The 18,649-nt window shown below is 60.8% G+C and carries 17 protein-coding genes; 8 read left to right on the top strand and 9 right to left on the bottom strand.

What is annotated here, in order from left to right; all coding sequences use genetic code 11:
- Positions 1-37 precede the first annotated feature (37 nt).
- The 5 genes from IF204_RS17110 to repA form a co-directional block, all read right to left on the bottom strand.
- Positions 38-643 carry an energy-coupling factor transporter transmembrane component T family protein gene (locus IF204_RS17110; protein WP_194098390.1) on the bottom strand — a complete coding sequence of 202 codons (606 nt, stop codon included), beginning with the start codon at positions 641-643 and terminating at the stop codon, positions 38-40.
- Positions 624-1,349 (bottom strand): energy-coupling factor ABC transporter ATP-binding protein, encoded by a 726-nt coding sequence (locus IF204_RS17105; protein WP_228069564.1) that lies wholly within the window; start codon positions 1,347-1,349, stop codon positions 624-626. Before IF204_RS17105 ends, IF204_RS17110 begins: the two co-directional genes overlap by 20 nt.
- Positions 1,350-1,374: 25 nt before the next feature.
- Positions 1,375-2,520 (bottom strand): plasmid replication protein RepC, encoded by a 1,146-nt coding sequence (gene repC, locus IF204_RS17100; RefSeq protein WP_228069562.1) that lies wholly within the window; start codon positions 2,518-2,520, stop codon positions 1,375-1,377.
- 180 nt (positions 2,521-2,700) lie between these two features.
- Entirely contained in the window at positions 2,701-3,603 is a 903-nt protein-coding gene (gene repB / locus IF204_RS17095) for a plasmid partitioning protein RepB (RefSeq protein ID WP_194098388.1), read from the bottom strand.
- Positions 3,593-4,792 (bottom strand): plasmid partitioning protein RepA, encoded by a 1,200-nt coding sequence (gene repA, locus IF204_RS17090; protein WP_194098387.1) that lies wholly within the window; start codon positions 4,790-4,792, stop codon positions 3,593-3,595. The genes repB and repA overlap by 11 nt, the downstream gene beginning before the upstream one ends.
- A gap of 339 nt (positions 4,793-5,131) precedes the next feature.
- Here repA and acs point away from each other — a divergent pair, with 339 nt between their 5' ends.
- From acs to IF204_RS17055, 7 genes are all read left to right on the top strand, one after another.
- Positions 5,132-7,105 carry an acetate--CoA ligase gene (gene acs, locus IF204_RS17085; RefSeq protein ID WP_194098386.1) on the top strand — a complete coding sequence of 658 codons (1,974 nt, stop codon included), beginning with the start codon at positions 5,132-5,134 and terminating at the stop codon, positions 7,103-7,105.
- Positions 7,106-7,226: 121 nt separating this feature from the next.
- Positions 7,227-7,484, top strand: a complete 258-nt coding sequence (locus IF204_RS17080) for a DUF4212 domain-containing protein (RefSeq protein ID WP_194098385.1) — start codon at positions 7,227-7,229, stop codon at positions 7,482-7,484.
- A gap of 12 nt (positions 7,485-7,496) precedes the next feature.
- Positions 7,497-9,254, top strand: coding sequence for a sodium:solute symporter family protein (locus tag IF204_RS17075; RefSeq protein WP_194098384.1), 1,758 nt, complete (start codon positions 7,497-7,499; stop codon positions 9,252-9,254).
- 147 nt (positions 9,255-9,401) lie between these two features.
- Complete coding sequence (locus IF204_RS17070; protein WP_194098407.1) at positions 9,402-11,159, top strand: DUF294 nucleotidyltransferase-like domain-containing protein; 1,758 nt, start codon at positions 9,402-9,404, stop codon at positions 11,157-11,159.
- A gap of 12 nt (positions 11,160-11,171) precedes the next feature.
- Positions 11,172-11,648 carry a hypothetical protein gene (locus tag IF204_RS17065; RefSeq protein WP_194098383.1) on the top strand — a complete coding sequence of 159 codons (477 nt, stop codon included), beginning with the start codon at positions 11,172-11,174 and terminating at the stop codon, positions 11,646-11,648.
- A 32-nt stretch (positions 11,649-11,680) separates the two neighbouring features.
- Entirely contained in the window at positions 11,681-12,061 is a 381-nt protein-coding gene (locus tag IF204_RS17060; protein ID WP_194098382.1) for a response regulator, read from the top strand.
- The gene (locus tag IF204_RS17055) at positions 12,058-14,148 is read left to right on the top strand and encodes a 3'-5' exonuclease (protein ID WP_194098381.1); all 2,091 of its coding nucleotides are present in this window, start codon (positions 12,058-12,060) and stop codon (positions 14,146-14,148) included. Before IF204_RS17060 ends, IF204_RS17055 begins: the two co-directional genes overlap by 4 nt.
- On the opposite strand, the gene IF204_RS17050 is transcribed toward IF204_RS17055, so the two are convergent.
- Entirely contained in the window at positions 14,145-14,339 is a 195-nt protein-coding gene (locus IF204_RS17050) for a YbaN family protein (protein WP_194098380.1), read from the bottom strand. The two genes, IF204_RS17055 and IF204_RS17050, sit on opposite strands and share 4 nt — an antisense overlap.
- 52 nt (positions 14,340-14,391) lie before the next feature.
- Between IF204_RS17050 and IF204_RS17045 the strand changes: the two genes are divergently transcribed.
- Positions 14,392-15,551, top strand: a protein-coding gene (locus tag IF204_RS17045) for an IS3 family transposase (protein ID WP_194093722.1) whose coding sequence is annotated in 2 segments (ribosomal slippage) — positions 14,392-14,644 and positions 14,644-15,551 — 1,161 coding nt in all. Because the reading frame shifts where the segments join, the coding sequence is not laid out codon by codon here.
- Positions 15,552-15,579: 28 nt separating this feature from the next.
- Here IF204_RS17045 and IF204_RS17040 read toward each other — a convergent pair.
- The 3 genes from IF204_RS17040 to IF204_RS17030 all read right to left on the bottom strand — a co-directional run bounded on the left by IF204_RS17040 (position 15,580) and on the right by IF204_RS17030 (position 18,591).
- Entirely contained in the window at positions 15,580-15,846 is a 267-nt protein-coding gene (locus IF204_RS17040) for a YbaN family protein (RefSeq protein WP_194098379.1), read from the bottom strand.
- A gap of 60 nt (positions 15,847-15,906) precedes the next feature.
- Complete coding sequence (locus IF204_RS17035; protein ID WP_194098378.1) at positions 15,907-17,085, bottom strand: AGE family epimerase/isomerase; 1,179 nt, start codon at positions 17,083-17,085, stop codon at positions 15,907-15,909.
- Between the two features lie 81 nt (positions 17,086-17,166).
- The gene (locus IF204_RS17030) at positions 17,167-18,591 is read right to left on the bottom strand and encodes a TrkH family potassium uptake protein (RefSeq protein ID WP_322743307.1); all 1,425 of its coding nucleotides are present in this window, start codon (positions 18,589-18,591) and stop codon (positions 17,167-17,169) included.
- Between the last annotated feature and the right edge of the window lie 58 nt (positions 18,592-18,649).

Genomic DNA, 18,649 nt, shown 5'->3' with positions numbered 1-18,649 from the left:
TGCCCCTCAACTGTTGGGCAGCGATTTAACAGGAAGTTTATTTTCCCGCTAGTCCTCCGCGCGCTCTGAGAGCTTCTGACACGTGTTCCGCGTCATCCATGGCAGAAATGGTCAGGGGCGCCACGATGCGCCAGAAAGGTCGCTTGGTCGAACGGGCCTTCCATGCGTGGAGGATCGTCGTCGTGCGCTCACCCAGCACCGGCACAAACCGGATCACCAAGGCAATCGCCAGCGCGATGGGGGCGGTCTTCAGGCCGAGCTTCTCGAATGGCTTCAGCACCGTCATCAGAACGTCGATCATCTTGTCGAGCGGAGTGGTCAGCGTCACGAGGTTTGCGATCATCAGCAGCGTGACCAGACGCAGCACGAGGATCAGCGCGGGCAGCGGCGAGACCGTAATCGCGATCCAGCCGCCGAAGATGACGAACATGATCCAGAGCGGTTTGATGGCCCGATACATCTCGCGGCGAATGACTGGGCCGAGAAAGTTGACAGCTGTCAACACAATCAGAAACGCGGCGAGCACCAGCCAGACGGAGTCCAGCGCATAGATCAGCCAAGCCGAAACCAGCATGAAGCCGAGCTTGAAACCCGCCGGAACGCGATGCAGCGGAGTAGGGGTCTCAACGCAGAGCGTCAGCATCGTCAGCCTCCATCGCAGCGATGTATTCCGGCATGAGGCTTGCAGGCGTCCCATCACCGCGCAGCTCGCCGCGCTCGATCCATAGAACGCGGTCATAGTCGGCGATGTGGCGCGGTTCATGGGTAATGTGGATCAGAGTCTGATCGACTTGGTTTAGATACTTCTCCAGCGCCCGGACGGTCGGAATATCCAGCCCGCTGAACGGCTCGTCGAGGATAATCACCTTCGGCTCCATCGCCAGCACGGCCATGAGACAAACGAGATGCCTTTGTCCTTGGCTTAGGGTCGAAACGGAGCGGGGCGCCCACTGCGAACGGTCGAACTTCGCCAGCATCTCTTCGGCCATCCGGTTCGCGGTTTTCGCATCGTGTCCCATCTGGCGCAGGCCGAACGACAGCTCCTCGATCACCGTTGGAAAGATGATCTGGTGGTCGGGGTTCTGAAACAGAATACCCACCGAAGCGATCGCGTCCTTGCGATCGTTCAGAACATCGACGCCCGCGATCACAGCTTTGCCCTCATTCGGCGCAATCAGACCGCTCAACACGCGGGCCAGCGTCGACTTGCCCGAGCCATTGCGACCCACGACGCCGATCCGCTTTTCACTTGCCGTGAAAGTCAGATTGTTCAGCGCGGTGCGCTCGCCGAAACGGCAGGTGACGTGGTCGATATTGATCAACGGGTTTTCCATAGGGCCAAGGGCCATATCACTGGCTCAAAGTAAAGTCCGGTTAAGCCGCTGCCTGCCGCCGCAAGAGCGACATGACCATCGGGGCAGGGGAATAGCTCCCGTCCATCGCCTTGAGCGCAAGGGACCGCATGTAGCCGCCAGGTGATTGGACCTCACTCATGCGTTGAAGGATCGCAGCGCATGTAATCGCCGCTTTCTCAGCCCCCATACAGGTGATCGCATGATCCCACGTTTCCTTGGTGATCCCCATCATGGCTCTCACATAGGCCATCGCTGCCACAAGATCCCGCCACGTATTCACCTGCCTGTCGCTGTAGGTCAGCACTTCTGGGCAGGCTTTGAGCACGAGGCCGAGCGGTACGGTGGTTTCGGATTTCGCGGGCTGTTCAGATTCATAAGAGGTTTTATCTGACTCTGTATGGTGCCGCTCATTTTGGCTGTCAGAGGCGCTCGTTTCGGACGCACAATCCACAGACATTCCCAGCAAACCGTGGAGTTTTTCCACCAGCTTTTCCATCCGCTGACGCAGATCGGTGAGGGCGGAGAGGTCGAGCTTACGGCGGAGCATCTTGCCCAGTTCGGCGAGCGCAAGGCGCGGCGTGTCCCAACGGTCGTCAGGATGGGCTTCGGCACCGTAGGCGATGAGCTTGGACGCATCACGGCGCAGGATCGCGACGTCATCACGAGCGATGCGGAGCGTTTCGCGTTCCTCGCGGACTTCCTCGGCGGCTTCGAGAATTTCGCGGGCACGGACGAGGAGGGGACGCAGGTCAAAACCGAACGCCCGGACCATGTCACCGCCGCGGGTGCGGGTCGCGTATCGTTTGCCGTTCGGACTGTCGTTGCGCAGGATCAGGCCGGCATTCACCAGCGCGGCCACATGACGGCGCAGCGTGCTTTCGGGCATCCCGTGGGCGCGCTGTGACAAGGTGGCGTTTGACGGGAACACGACGGTGCGTTCGCCGTCGGTGATCTGGGTCGGTCTATGGAAGGTCAGAAGAGCGTTCAGGACCGAAAGATCACGGTCTGTCACCCCGAAGCGGGCGCGCGCCTCGCAGAGGGCATTGAACACTTCCCATTTGTGGACGGTCGGCAGGCTAGGATTCTGTTGACGGAGCGCAGCCCGTTCAATCAGCCCAGCCGTCACCGGTCGCCGCCCGAAAGGCGTCGTGGCATGTACTGTCATCGCGTTTCACGAAGCAAAACTTTTTCGTCCGCCCGAAATCGACGCCTGTTGACAGCTGTCAACTCAATGCCTAGTTTGGAGGTGCTAGAACCAAATTGGCCTTCTGGGGTGTCGCCTCGGGGGGCCTTTTTGTTTTTGTCCTGCTGTTGTCGTGCCTCCTAAGTTATTGATACTGCTCGATTAATTACCGTTCTGGGCTTTCCAGTCACGGTGCATGATGGCCAGATGGCTGGCCAACCATTCGTCAAAACCGTCCTTTGGCAACGTGATGACAGTCGCGTTGCGCTTCCGTGCGATCCGCGCGATCTCCGCGCCGTCCGACTTCACCGTTTCAGGAAGCGGGGCAGGGGCCTTTGGCGGGTTCAGCGCGGTGAAAACAGCCTCGAAACGAGCGTCCGAGGTGTCACCGACGGCGGCCAGCGTCATATCGCGGCCTTTGAGTTTATCGGCCAGCGATAGCCAGCGATCACGCCCGATGGAGGGCGCCGCGCCGATCGCTTCGATCAGATCGAGCGGAATGGTGTCCGCCACGGTCAGCATCCGCGAGATCAGCGATTTATCCATGTTGAGCGCGTCGCAGATCACCTTGCGCTCGTATCCTGCGTCCCGCATCTGGCGGGCGAAGTTCGCGCGTTCGATGAACGACAGCTCTTTGCGGGTGGAGTTCTCCTGACCCTGCGCAATCACCAGCTCGCGGTCGTTGAGAACGCGTACCATCGCGCTGACCGGCATCTGGAGCAGCTTCATCGCCGCCACACGGCGACGACCGTAGACCACTTGATACCGCTCGGGATCGTTGGGGTTCGGACGCAGAAGAACCGGAACCTGCTGACCATAGGTCTGGAGGCTTCGGATCAGGTCTTCGAGGTCGTTACGCTCCAGACGGTCCTTCATGCCCGCGTCGTCGATCATGCGCGGATCGACCTGCACGATGGAACGCGCCTTCAGATCGGCAATCGACTGGCTCACGGCACCGATGGCGCCCTTGGTGTAACGGGGCTTCGCCGGATCGACGCGCGATCCTTCCTGCGACGGGGCAGGGGCCTGATCCATCAGTCCGTTCAGAATGCCCTTACGCGCCATTGGTCCGTCCCCATCCTTGCTGCACCAGTGCTTCGATCTCGTCGCACACGTTGGTGATGGACTCGATCGCCCGCTCGTAGGTCGAACGGGTGAACTGGGTTTTCTCGATCTCCCAAAGGGTCTGTTTCGTCAGGCCCGCGTCCGAAATCGCGGTGGATTTAAGCATCGGGTGGTTCAGTACGTGCTCCCCGAACATGGAACGCATGAAGCTGACCATCTGGTTCTGCGGCCCGTCACCCGGCTCGTAGCGGGTCACGACATAGCGCAGCCAGTCGTAGGACATGTCCCCGCCCGCTTCGGCCACAACGCCCAAAAGGTTGGAGGTCATCAACAGGAACTGACACATCGACATCACGTCGAGCATCTGCGGGTGCACCGTCACCAGAACCGCGGTTGCGGCGGACAAGGCGCTCATCGTCAGGAAGCCCAGTTGGGGCGGGCAGTCTACAATCACCACGTCGTAATCCTCTTCCACTTCGGAAAGCGCGTCGCCCACTCTAGTGAAGAAAAGGTTACCGTCCCGTTGTGCCAGCGCACGGGGGGTGTCGTGCTCGAACTCCATGAGGTCGAGGTTGCCCGGAATGATGTCGAGATTGCGGAAATAGGTCTTCTGGATCACCTCGCGCAGGGGCTTGGGATCATCGTAACGGATCGCATCATAGAGCGTCCCGCCGTCCAGAAGGTCGAACTCGGGCTGGAACCCGTGCAGCGCACTGAAGGACGCCTGCGGGTCGATATCCACGGCCAGAACGCGGTAGCCGTCGAGCGCCATCTTCTGCGCGAGGTGCGCCGAAGTGGTCGTTTTGCCGGAGCCGCCTTTGAAGTTGATCACGCAGATTACCTGCAAATGGTCGTCACCCTGACGGCCAGGCAGGTAGGTGCCGGGGACCTTCGCGCCTTTTTCGAGATATTCGCGCAGCGCCACGATATCATCGGGGCTGTAGAATCGGCGTCCATTGGAGCGGATCTCGGGCTCGGGGCCTTTGCCTTCGAGGCTGATCTTGCGCAGATAGGCGTCTTTCACGCCCAGAAGATCCGCCACCTCGCCGCTGGTGAACTTGCGAAGTTCCTTGCGTGCGTTGGGCGGAAACAGTTGGGCGCGGTGCATCTGCAACCGCTCGGACAGCATTGCTGCATGTTGTCCGACGACTTCATCGATACGAAGGTTTATGCCTGTATCCTTGCTCATGTGCCTCTCGACTGCGGACCGTTTGTTACGGTTTTCGGCGTTAGTTACCGTTTTTCCGTATATTACTGCCTCCACTTCCGGATTCTCGCAAGTGTTTTTCCACAGGCACCCGCTCCCGCCCGTATGCGGCGTTGCGGCGAAGCTGTTTAAATCTTGGGATTTTCGCGGCGTTCTGAAAAGCGATTTACATGTTTTCAGAACGCATAGTCAAAACGTTTACAAAAAAATGCTGTTAGCGTAGCAAGTTACTTCTTTTTTGACATTTCGTTCGTCTACCTTCGCATCAAATGCGATCCGATTGAGGAGTCGGGCCGCAGCTTGATGCAACCGGAGGACCACATGACCGACGAATCCGTCAAAACATACCCGCCCGCCGAATCCTTTAGCTCTGCCGCACACATTGACGCCGACACCTATGCCTCGATGTACGAGGCGTCTGTTTCGGATCCCGAGGGGTTCTGGGGCGAGCATGGCAAGCGGCTGGACTGGATCGAGCCGTATACCAAGGTCAAGAACACCTCGTTCGACTACGGCAATGTCAGCATCAAGTGGTTCGAGGACGGCGTGCTGAACGTCGCCGCCAACTGCATCGACCGCCATCTTGCGACCCGCGGCGAGCAGACCGCGATCATCTTCGAGCCCGACAGCCCCGAGGACGAGGCGCAGTACATCACCTACAACCAGCTCTCGGACAAGGTGAACCGTTTCGCCAACGTTCTGCTGAGCCAGGGCGTCATGCGCGGTGACCGCGTGGTGATCTATCTGCCGATGATCCCCGAAGCGGCCTACGCCATGCTGGCCTGTGCGCGCATCGGCGCGATCCACTCGGTCGTCTTCGCAGGCTTCTCGCCCGACGCACTGGCCAACCGCGTCAACGATTCCGGCGCCAAGGTCGTCATCACCGCCGACACCGCGCCGCGCGGTGGTCGCCGCACCCCGCTCAAGGCCAATGCCGATGCCGCGCTGCTGCACTGCTCGGACAAGGTGCGCTGCCTCGTGGTCAAGCACACCGGCGATCAGACCACATGGATCGACGGCCGCGATGTCGACGTCAAAGCGATGATGGAAACCGTCGCTCCCGACTGTCCGCCGCGCCCGATGAACGCCGAAGATCCGCTGTTCGTGCTCTACACCTCCGGCTCGACCGGCAAGCCCAAGGGCGTCGTCCATTCGTCGGGTGGCTATCTCCTGTATGCGGCGATGACCCACCAGTACACCTTCGATTACCACGAGGGCGATATCTACTGGTGCACCGCCGACGTGGGCTGGGTCACCGGCCACAGCTACATCGTCTACGGCCCGCTGGCCAACGGCGGTACCACGCTGATGTTCGAAGGCGTGCCGACCTACCCCGACGCGGGCCGCTTCTGGGCCGTCTGCGAAAAGCACAAGGTGAACCAGTTCTACACCGCCCCCACCGCGATCCGCTCGCTGATGGGTCAGGGCAAGGAGTGGGTCGAAAAGTACGACCTGTCGGACATCAAGGTGCTCGGCACCGTGGGCGAGCCGATCAACCCCGAAGCGTGGAACTGGTACAACGACGTCGTCGGCAAGGGCACCCGCCCGATCGTCGATACGTGGTGGCAGACCGAAACCGGCGGTCACATGCTGACCCCGCTGCCGGGCGCGACGCCGCTCAAGCCGGGCTCTGCGACCAAGCCGTTCTTCGGCGTGCAGCCGGTGGTTCTGGATGGCACCTCGGGCGCCGAGATCGATGAGACCGCCTGCGAAGGCGTTCTGGCGATCAAGGACAGCTGGCCGGGTCAGATGCGCACGGTCTACGGCGACCACGAGCGCTTCATGCAGACCTACTTCAGCGACTACAAAGGCTACTACTTCACCGGTGACGGCTGCCGCCGCGATGCGGATGGCGACTACTGGATCACCGGCCGCGTGGACGACGTGATCAACGTCTCGGGCCACCGCATGGGCACCGCCGAGGTCGAAAGCGCCCTCGTCGCCCACGCCAAGGTCGCCGAGGCTGCGGTCGTGGGCTACCCGCACGACATCAAGGGTCAGGGCATCTACGCCTACGTTACCCTGATGAACGGCGAGGAGCCTTCGGACGAGCTGCGCAAGGAGCTTGAAAAGTGGGTCCGCACCGAGATCGGCCCCATCGCCAAGCCCGACGTCATCCAGTGGGCCCCCGGCCTGCCCAAAACCCGCTCCGGCAAGATCATGCGCCGCATCCTGCGCAAAATCGCCGAAAACGACACAGGCGCACTGGGCGATACGTCAACGCTCGCTGACCCGTCGGTCGTGGATGATCTGGTCGCCAATTCAATTCACAAGAAGCAGGCCGAACCGGCCTGATGAATAACGGAGCGCCGGACACACGGCGCTCCGGTCATCGCCCTGCATAACGGCAGGGCAGGGGGACAGGCGCTATCGCCGGTCTAGTCGGCCCTTGGGAGAGGGCCTCATGGAGGAAGTTATGGCTATCCAAAGCGACAAAAACGCTTACTGGTCGGCGAACAAGAGGATCATCGGCATCAGCCTCGTGATCTGGTTCCTGTGTTCGTTCGGCTTCGGCATTCTGCTGCGTCCGATGTTGTCGGGCATCATCATCGGCGGGACCGATCTTGGTTTCTGGTTCGCCCAGCAAGGGTCGATCCTCGTGTTTCTCATCCTGATTTTCGCCTACGCGTTCCGCATGAACAAGCTGGACCGCGAATACGGCGTTGACGAGTAAGGGGCGCGGGACATGGACCAGTTTACTCTGAATATCATCGTCGTCGGCGCGACCTTCGCGCTTTATATCGGCATCGCCATCTGGGCGCGTGCGGGCTCCACGTCGGAGTTCTACGCAGCGGGCCGCGGCGTTCACCCTGTCGTCAACGGCATGGCCACCGGCGCTGACTGGATGTCGGCGGCATCGTTCATCTCGATGGCCGGCATCATCGCATTCGGCGGCTATAACACCTCGGCCTACCTCATGGGCTGGACCGGCGGTTACGTGCTACTCGCCATGCTGCTTGCGCCCTACCTGCGCAAGTTCGGCAAATTCACCGTGCCCGAGTTCGTCGGCGACCGCTTCTACAGCCAGACCGCCCGCACCGTGGCCGTGATCTGCCTTGTCGTTGCCTCGCTCACCTACGTGATCGGCCAGATGACCGGCGTTGGTGTTGCGTTCTCGCGCTTCCTCGAAGTCGACAACCTCACCGGTCTGCTGATCGGCGCCGCGATCGTGTTCTTCTACGCGGTTATCGGCGGCATGAAGGGCATCACCTACACACAGGTGGCGCAGTACGTCGTTCTGATCATCGCCTACACCATTCCGGCGATCTTTATCGCGCTGCAACTGACCGGCACGCCGATTCCGGCGCTTGGTCTGTTTAGCGACACCACCACCCAGATCGCAGGTGTTCCCGCAGGTCAGCCGATGCTGGCAACGCTCGAACAACTCGTGACCGACCTCGGCTTCGGTTCGTATCTGGCGCAGACCGATACCACGCTGAACCTGTTCCTGTTCACCATGACCCTGATGATCGGTACCGCAGGTCTGCCGCACGTGATCGTTCGCTTCTTCACCGTTCCCACCGTGAAGGACGCACGTTTCTCGGCTGGTTGGGCGCTGGTGTTCATCGCTCTCCTCTACCTGACCGCTCCGGCAGTCGGTGCGATGGCCCGCCTCAACGTGATCGATACCTTCTGGCCGAACGGCCTGAACGCCGAGGCCGTTTCGGTCGAGGAAATCGAGACCAGCGACGAGCTTTCATGGGTGCGTAACTGGGAAAAGACCGGCCTTCTGACTTTTGAAGACACCAATGGCAACGGCACGATCGAGTACCGTTCGGGCGAAGGCAACGAGCTGGACGTGAACCGCGACATCATGGTTCTGGCCAACCCCGAGATCGCCAACCTTCCGGGCTGGGTGATCGCGCTGGTAGCTGCTGGCGGTCTAGCTGCGGCTCTGTCGACTGCGGCAGGTCTTCTGATGGCGATTGCGTCGGCGGTTTCGCACGACCTGATCAAGTCGCAGATCAATCCGAACATCTCGGAAAAGAACGAACTGCTGGCTGCCCGTATCTCGATGGGTGTTGCGATTGTCGTGGCGACCATTCTGGGTGCGAACCCGCCGGGCTTTGCTGCGCAAACCGTGGCTCTGGCCTTCGGTCTGGCCGCTGCGTCGATCTTCCCTGCACTGATGATGGGCATCTTCTCGAAGCGCATCAACAACAAGGGCGCGGTCGCCGGTATGATTGCAGGTCTCGTCGTGACGCTGGTCTACATCTTCCTGCATAAGGGCTGGTTCTTCATCCAAGGCACCAACAGCTTCACCGATGCCGATCCGCTGCTGTTCTCGATCAAGTCGACCTCGTTCGGTGCGGTCGGTGCGCTGGTGAACTTCGCCGTGGCCTACCTGGTGTCCAACGCCACCGACGAGCCGCCGGTCGAAATTCAGGAGCTCGTTGAAAACATCCGCATCCCGAGCGGTGCAGGAGCGGCTGTCGACCACTAAATCGACCTCGTTTGATACAGGTCAATTTGTTGGAAGAAGTCTCATGTTTCACTGAAGGCGCGGGGGAAACCTCGCGCTTTCTGCCCGAAAGGCCATTACTTGAAGTCGCTACTCCCCTTTCTGAAACAGACCCATCCTTACGACGGAATGGACCCTGCCGCGCTTGAGGCACTGGCTGTCCAGTTGATCCGTCAGAACGTCGACGCAGGGCAGACCGTTTACACGCATGGTGACGACCTCGACGGCGTGTGGCTCATCGCCAGCGGCGCGGTCGAAGTGACTGACGGCAACGGGGCGCTGGTTTCTGTTCTGCGCGCCCGCAACCACTTTGGCGAACGTGGTCTGCTGCGCGACGGAAAGGCTGCGACGACCGCAGTCGTTACCAAAGACGCGGAACTCTACCTTCTTCCCGCCGCCGTTTTCCGGCAGGCGATGACCGACGCGCCTGCGTTCAACCGGTATTTCAATCGCGGCGGCACGCGCGGCATGACCCAAGGCGGGATCATGACTCTGAAGCTGGGCGATATGCTCACCCACGCGCCGGTGACCTGCACCCCCGATACGACAATCCGCGATGCGGCGAAGCTGATGCGGGAGCACCGGATTTCCTCGCTCGGCGTGGTGAAGGGCGATCTGCTCGTCGGGCTGATTACCGTGCGCGACATGAACAACAAGGTCATCGCAGAGGGCCGCGATCCGTCCGCGCCCGTGTCCGAGGTGATGACTGCTGATCCGGTTTCCCTCCGCCCCGAGGCGCTGGGGTCCGATGTGATGCACACCATGATCGATCGCCGCATCGGGCATATTCCGGTGGTGGAGCAGGGACATTTCGTCGGGATGATTACCCAGACGGACCTGACCCGTTTCCTCGCCAGCAATCAGGCGAATATGGTGGCCGATGTCACCCGTGCGGGATCTGTGGCGGAAATGGCGGATGTCACGCGCCGCTTGCCTGAAATGCTAATGCAGCTTGTCGGTAGCCACCTCGCGCATGATGTCGTCACCCGCAAAGTCACCGACATCGCGGATATCGTCACCCGCCGCCTACTGAAAATGGCGGAGGCGCAGTTCGGCCCCGCGCCCGTACCCTATTGCTGGGCGGCTTGCGGCAGTCAGGGGCGACGCGAGCAGACGGGCGTCAGCGATCAGGACAACTGCCTGATCATCCACGACAGCGCCACGGACGACGATATGCGCTGGTTCGAACAGACTGCGCGCTTTGTCTGCGATGGTCTGAATGCCTGCGGCTATGTCTATTGTCCTGGTGATATGATGGCGACCGCCGACCGTTGGCGGCAGCGGCTGAAAACGTGGAAGGGCTACTTCCACCGCTGGATCACCCAGCCGGACGAGGAGGCGCAGATGCTCGCCTCCGTCATGTTCGACCTGCGCCCCATCGCGGGCGACGAGCGGCTGTTCGATGAACTGCAAGAGGGCACACTCAAAGCTGCGGGCAAGAATTCCATCTTCGTCGCCCACATGATCGGCAATTCGCTCAAGCACACACCGCCGCTGTCGCTATTTCGCGGCTTTGCTACGATCAAATCGGGCGAGCACCGCCATCAGGTCGATATGAAGCACAACGGCGTTGTGCCCATCGTCGATCTGGGTCGCGTCTATGCGCTCCGCGGCCAATTGTCCGTGGTGAATACGCGTTCGCGTGTTGACGCAGCGATCGAGGCAGGCATCATATCGGATAGCGGGGGGAGGGACCTGCTGTCGGCTTACGATACGATTGCCACCGTGCGTCTGGAACATCAGGCCGCGTTGGTGAGGGCTGGAGAGAAGCCCGACAACTATCTCACCCCATCGACATTGCCCGCGTTCGAACGGAGCCATCTTCGCGATGCCTTTGTCATCGTCCGCACCATGCAATCGTCGCTGGGGTCGGGCGCGGTAAAGTAGGGGGGAGAGGCCATGCTTTTCGAATTTGCAGCAACGCTCATCGCAGGCGTTGCCTTAGCGGGCATCGCGCTCGGGGCGGTCAAGATGTCGCGAGAACGCCTGCCGAAATGGATCGTGCCAGCAGCGGGCGGAATTGGAATCCTGTGCACAACGATTTACGCGGAATACGTGTGGGCCGAAAATACGGTGCCCGCAGACGCGGTTGTCGTAGAACGCGCATATTCACAAAGTCCTTTCAAACCCTGGTCATACGCGTGGCCCGTGGTTTCCGGCGTGTTATATGCGAAAGATATTTCTATTACTGACACCAATAACGTGTATTCTGGATACATCATTGCCGCGTCTCGGTGGAAGGAGTCGTCTGGCGTATTGGTCCGAGTGAACTGCAACCAAAGTACTATTGCACGAGCGCTTACCGACGGTAGCTATGAACCAGAGGAAATGCTCGCCAAAGGAGAAACCATACTGCAAGCATTCTGTCAGGCGTAAAGTCTGGCAGGGAACACTGATTGGGGTTCCTTATGAACGCGAATTACATTCTGATTGTTGAACACGATCTGACCTTCGGGCAGTCGCTGTCGACGTTGATCGAGGAGGAAGGCTACACCACCTCGTACGTTCGCTCGGCCAACGCGGCCATGGAAAGCTTGCAGCTCCACAAACCCGACGCTCTTCTGATCAATGCCCAATTGCCTACCATGTCGGGCTTTGCGTTTACGCAATGGGTCCGCCTCGAAGCCGATTTTCGTGACATCCCGATCGCGCTGATGATCCCCGCCGACAATGACATCGTGCGGCTCAAAGCCAGTGGCGTGGGCGCGACGGTGGTGCTGCCGTTGCCGTTCGATCTGCCCGAATTGAATTACGCGATTTCGGAATTAGGGAAGGGAGTGCGGCTATGATGGCAATTCTCCGCAGGAAAAAGCTCCGGACGCGGATGGGGCTGTTCTTTGTCCTCATGTTCGTGGGCAGCGTGGCGATCATTCTGCTCTCCGCAGCGTTTGGCCGCCTTTATCCCGACGCGGGTCCGGCGCTGCCCATGGTCCTGTCGATCATCTTCCTCGCGGCATTCCTGACGTGGGTCTGGACGCTGTTCGACCAGAACCTCGCGACGCCGATCCAAGCCGTCGCAAATCACCTTCAAGCCCGCGCCCAGCACGACAGCGCGGTGCCGCCCAGTCCGGAAATGACTCGCTATCTGGGCGATCTCGTTCCGGCGGTGGAGCAAATCGGACGCAGCCTCAGCAACGCGCGCAATTCGATGGCGGAGTCCGTGGCGCATGAAACCACTCGGATGAGCAGCGAGCTGGAAAAGCTGATCCAGACACTTGCGGTCCTGCCTTTGGGGGTCGTCGTCTGCTCGGGTCGCCACACGGTGACGTTCTACAATGGCGCGGCCACCGTGCTGCTGAACGAGGGCGAAACCGCGATGGCCTTGGGGCGGTCGGTGTTCGAATTCACCGAATACGGCCCGCTGCTGGAGGCGTATAACCTCGCGGTCGCTAGCCATTCGCCCGACCGTTCGGTCACTTTCTTGATGGAGAACGCGCGCACGGGTCAGTTCATCATGGGCGAGGTGCGTCTGCTCTACGCGCCCAGCACCGTCGATGCGCAGCCGCCCTATGTGCTGGTCCTGCGGGACGCGAGTTTCGAGACGCGCAACGCGATTGCGGCGGGAACGCTCATGGCGGACCTCTTCGTCACGCTCCGCCCCGAACTTGCCGCGCTCGAAGCCAACCTTGCGCTGCGCGAACAATCCCCGAGCCTTGCCGCCGATATCACCGTCTCCGAGGCGCTGCTGACGAGAACCCACAAGCTGATCGCACAGGTCAACAACATGGACGCGGCATATCGCAAAACGCGCGAGGCGTACTGGCCGCTGGAAGAAATTTCTCCGACCAAGTTCATCCGCGCGATCCGCAGCCGTCTAGATGGTGTGACACTGATCGCCGAAGGTCACGAGCAGTACCGCCTCAATATCGCGCTGTCGCCGATGGCGTCGCTGGTTGCGCAGCTGGCAAGACTCATCGCGAAACAGCACAACGCGCGGGCGCTGTCGCTCATCATCCGCGAAGAGGCCGGCATGACGGTGATCGGTCTGGGGTGGAGCGGTCAGCAACTCTATTACGACCGTCTGGCGGAATGCATCGCAGCGCCTCTGCCGGATCGCCGCACGGTGCTGACGGGCCGCTCGGTCCTGCGCCTGCACGGGACCGAATGTTGGCCCGAAGAGGACGGGGCAGGGCGGTATATCCTGAAAATCCCGCTGCCCAAGACCATTGGTCAGCACTCGACCAAGCTGGCGACCGGCGTGAATTACGACTTCGAACTCCTGCGCCGCCCGCCGCCGACCGAGCTGATCAAGGCCAAGCTGTCGGAGATGACCTACACCGTCTTCGACACCGAAACGACCGGCCTGATGCCGTCCCAAGGTGACGAGATTTGCCAGATCGCCGCCCTGCGTATCGTCAACGGGCGGATCGTGCCGAACGAGGTGATGGAGCAACTGGTCAATCCCGGACGGCCCATTCCGATTCAGACGACCAACCTGCACGGCATCACCGACGACATGGTGGCGCAGCGCCCGACCTTCGACGTGGTGGGGCGGCAATTCCACGCCTTTGCCAAGGAGTCCGTGCTGGTGGCGCACAACGCGCCCTTTGATATGGAGTTCCTGCGGCGGCACGAGGCGGGGATCGGAAAAAGCTTCGATCAGCCAGTGATAGACACTGTTTTGCTGTCCGCATTCCTGTTTGGACGCGGCGAAAAGCACTCGCTGGATTCAATCTGTGAACGGCTGGGTGTCCGCATTCCCGAAGGCGCGCGCCACACGGCTATGGGCGACACGATTGCCACCGCCGAGGCGTTCCAGAAAATGCTGAAAATGGTCGAGGCGCGGGGCATTGAAACCTTCGGTCAGCTCATCGCGGAGTTCCGCAAGCACGAGCGCCTGCAAAAGGATCTCAACACCGACCTGATGCAGATCTAGTCCGCGTCGACCCGTCCCGATGGGCGGGTCACGATGTAGATCGCAACGAGCGAGATGCAGACAAGCTGGATGATGATGACCTTCTGCGGCGCGCCGAGCACGAGGGCGGACACGACGGTCACCAGCATCGCGCCGATAGCGATGACTTTGTACTTGGGCGCGATTGACCTGCCCCCAAGAAACTGGGCCATTCAAAAGGAGAGTTTGTTCTCGTAACGTTCGAAGCAACGAGGAGAACAAAGAATGCGTAAATCACGTTTCACGGAAGAACAGATTGTCCGGATTTTGCAGGAATATACGGCCGGGGCGAAGGTCGCGGAGCTGTGTCGCAAGCATGGCATGTCGGATGCGACGCTCTACAAGTGGAAGAGCCGGTATGGGGGCATGCAGGTTTCCGAACTGCGCCGCCTGAAAGATCTGGAAGCCGAGAACGCTGAACTCAAGCGGCTTCTGGCGGATGCCATGCTCGACAATTCGGGTCTGAAAGGGCTGCTGGCAAAAAACTCCTGACGCCTGCACACCGCCGGGATGCCGTGAAGACGCTGATGGCGGATCATCAGTTCACGGAGCGGCGGGCGTGCAGGCTGGTCGGGATTTCGCGGTCGAGCCTGGCCTATCGGGCACGGCCAGACCGCCATGTGCGACTTCGAGAACGCCTGATCACTCTTTCAGGCAAACACAGGAGGTATGGTTATCGCATGCTGCATGCCAAGCTTGTCCGCGAGGACTTCAAGGTGAACGTGAAGGTCGTCGAGCGCCTCTATCGGGAGGAGCGCCTATGGCTGCGCCGGACGAAGCGCAAGAAGATCCCGCGCGAGGCGCGTGAGGGCAGTTGGTGCCCGATCGCTGCCAACCAGCGTTGGTCGCTCGACTTCACCAGCGATGCGTTGGCCAATGGCCGGAAGTTCCGCACCGCCAATCTCAAGGACGATTGCACCCGCGAATGCCCGGTGATCGAGGTGGACTTTTCTCTGCCTGGTGAGCGGGTTGTGGAAATGCTGGAGCGGGTTGCCCGGGAGCGAGGATACCCCGATATCCTGGTCGTTGATAACGGCCCGGAACTTCGTGGTCGGGCCATGGACAGATGGGCCGATGATCACGGCGTGCAGCTGTATTTCATCGACCCGGGGAAACCTACGCAGAATGCTTACATCGAGAGCTTCAACGGGCGGTTCCGCGAGGAATGCCTGAACCAGCACTGGTTCACGAGCATCGGTGAAGCCCGAGAGATTATCGAAGAATGGAGGGCCGATTACAATACGGAACGCCCGCACAGCAGCTTGAAGTATCAGACGCCGGAGGAGTTCGCCGCAGCGCGGCCCTTCGACAAAACGCAATGGGCACCGACGCTTGAGCTACCTGATGGCTCCGCGCCTGCGCCCATTGCTCACGCAGCCGAATGATGGCACACAAAAGGGGAACAGGCTCTTCTCACAAGTGGCCCTGAGAAAAGGGGCAGGTCACGATGGCCCCGTACTTGCGCCAGTCCTGAATGATCGGGCCGAAATAGCGGTGGTTGAGCAGATACGCCTCGATCGCCGGTGACGATTTGCCGAACGCGAATGCCGCCATGATCACGAACACCGTCGTCGGCATGATCGGGAGGACCGCGCCGATGACCGCAAGCACGATCATGATGACGCCGATGCTGAACCAGACAGCGCGAGCGACGTGTTGATGGGCGCGGGTTTTGGGCATCGGTTGGATGTACCTCCGAGGGCCAACATAATCCTCGAAGCAGGCGGAGCAATATCCGATTTACGCGCTCATGATGCGCGTCACGCCCTTTTGCGCGGGCAGGATCGCGGCCTGGATCGAATGATAAAGATCGGGCTTGCCGCGGACCGTCGCCTCGGTCGGGGTGCCGTCGGGCGCGACCTCGTGGAACCAGCCGCCATAGTCGTGGTCGATAAACAGCGCCTCGGCCTCGTCCCAGAGCCTGCGGAAACGGCCTTCGTCGTTGGGCATCGGTGCGACCTTGATGAGCGCCTGCAACGCGAGGATCGCTTCGGTCACGGGCCACCAGTAACGGGCGGGGTTCAGGATGCGGCCATCGTAGTCGAGCGTATATGAAATGCCGCCGTCATCATCCCAAGCATCGGCCAGCGCGGTGTCGATGATGTTGCGCGCGTCATAAACGAGGTCGCCCCGCGGCTGTCCGGCGAGGTCCCAATACTGGATCATCAGCCGCGCCAGTTCGAACGAATGCCCCGGTGTCGTGCCGCGCGGGGTCAGCGCGAAATGACCGTCGTAGTCCATGTCGGGCGACCAGTTGGCATCGTAATGTTCGATCACCCGCCAGTGGTTTGCCCGCGCGATGCGGTTCGCGAAAAAGTCGATCACCTGTTCGGCGCGGGCCAGAAAACCCGTGTCGCCCGTGGTTTCATAGGCGGCGAGGTATGCCTCCAGCCCGTGCATGTTGGCGTTATAGCCGCGGTAGGCGGAGCAATAGCTCCAATCGCGGGAAAACTCGTCGGCCAGCAGACCGGCGGAGCTGTCCATGAAACGGTTCAGAAGGAGGTCCGACAGATCCTCCAGCAGTTTGGGGCCAAGCGGATGACCGACTTGCGTTGCGGCGGATGCGGCGAGCAGCACATGGACGTGCCCATAGGCCATTTTGTGATCGACGGTCGGTTCGGTGCCATTCAGCGTCCAGTAAAAACCGCCGTGGGCCTTGTCGCGGAAATGGCTGTCGAGCCACGTCAGGCCCGCGTCGATCATGTCATCGCAATCTGCGTGGCCCGTCGATTTGGCGAGCGCGTAGGAATAGACGTGCCGCGCGGTGCCTGTCAGCCCTTGGTCCTGCCCGGTGATCGGGGTGCCGTCAAACGCCAGCAGGTCAAACCCGCCATCGGCCCTCAGCGATCTGCGGAAGAACGCCAGTTGCGCCTCGGCCTCGGTTCGGAGTTTTTCGCAAAAGGAAGGTTCGTCAATCAAATGGGAGTCGAGCGCGGAAAAATCCGAGGCGTCCATCGCAATAAACCTCAATCACTGAAATACTTTTCTATGATTAACGTTCTAGTTGCGCGTGTCGACCAAAACTTCCCGCCAGAAAAGGGGGGTGAAGAGGACAAAGACGGTGAGCATCTCCAACCGGCCGAGGTACATGCCGAAGGTTAGGACCGCTTTGACCGGCGCGGACAGCGTGGCGAAGTTGCCCGCCGGCCCGATGATGTCACCCACGCCAGGGCCGACGTTGGCCAGTGCGGTGAGCGCGCCCGAGGTCGCCGTCGACAGGTCCAGCCCCAGCATGGTGAGCGCGGCAGACATCAGGCCAAAGGTGATGGCGTAGAACACGAGGAACGAGACCACACCGCTCATGACGTCTGGCTCGACGCGGCGGCCTTCGAAGTAGACCTCTGAGATGCGGTTCGGGCTGCGCACCTTCTTTAGCGATGCCCAGATGGCCCGCGCAGCGATCAGCCAACGCATTGCTTTGCCCCCGCCTGCGGTCGAGCCAGTGCAGCCGCCCGTTGCCGTCAGGATAAAGAACCCCATCACCGCGAACGGTCCCCAAAGGGTGTAATCGGTGGTCGCGTAGCCCGTGGTCGTCACGACAGAAATCACGTTGAACGCCACCATCCGCAGCGCGGTCAGTAGGTCGATCTGCTGGTGGAGCGCCAGCCACGCGGACATCGGCAGGATGACAGCTGTCAACGAAATCAGCATCGCGTTCACCTGCTCGGACCGCACGGTGCGGCGCAGGATAAAGCGGATGTACCACGCGAAAGGAAGCGCCCCGAGCAGCATGAACAGCGTGCAGACCCATTGCAGATAGGCGCTCTCGAAATGGCCGAAGGAGGCGTCGTAGCCCGAATACCCACCCGTCGAAAGCGTCGTCATCGCGTGGGTGATCGCGTCGAACCCGCTCATCCCGCCCGCGAGGTACAGCAGCGCGCAAATGGCGATCAGGCAGACGTAGATTTTCAGGGTAGAGGAAGCAAAGGTCGCGGCATTGCGCACCTCCTTATCGCCCTTGTCCGAACTTTCGGTGCGGAAAAGCTGCATCCCGCCGACCTTGAGGAACGGCAGCATCGCGATGCCCGTCACGATGAACCCGACCCCGCCGAGCGCCTGCAACAACGCCCGCCAGAAAATGATGCCCTTGGGCGTCTGGTCCAATCCGCTCATCACGGTCGAACCTGTGGTGGTGATGCCTGACATCGCCTCGAAAATGGCGTCGATGGCGTGCATGCCCCAGAACTCCAGCGGGATCGCACCGACCAGCGCGGCGATCAGCCAGACCGAGGATGTCATCAGGAAAAGGTGCAGCCTGTGGACGCGGTCGCGGCGGTGCGCGGTGGCAACCGCCATCAGCCCGCCAACGCAGCCCACGATCACCGCCGACGTCAGGAAGTGTACGGCGGTTTCGCGGAAGAAGAGCGCATCCAGCCCCATCAAGGCAGCCAGAAACACCATCACGATGCCATTGACGTAGACCACAAAGTGCAAGGCGAGCTCTCACAAGCGAAACTTGTCCCTGTTTCTCTGCCTCTTATCG

It is taken from the genome of Marivivens aquimaris (genome assembly GCF_015220045.1).
GTDB lineage: Bacteria > Pseudomonadota > Alphaproteobacteria > Rhodobacterales > Rhodobacteraceae > Marivivens > Marivivens aquimaris.
The sequence above is the reverse complement of the archived record's forward strand: the minus strand, read 5'-3'. Positions and strand labels throughout refer to the sequence as shown.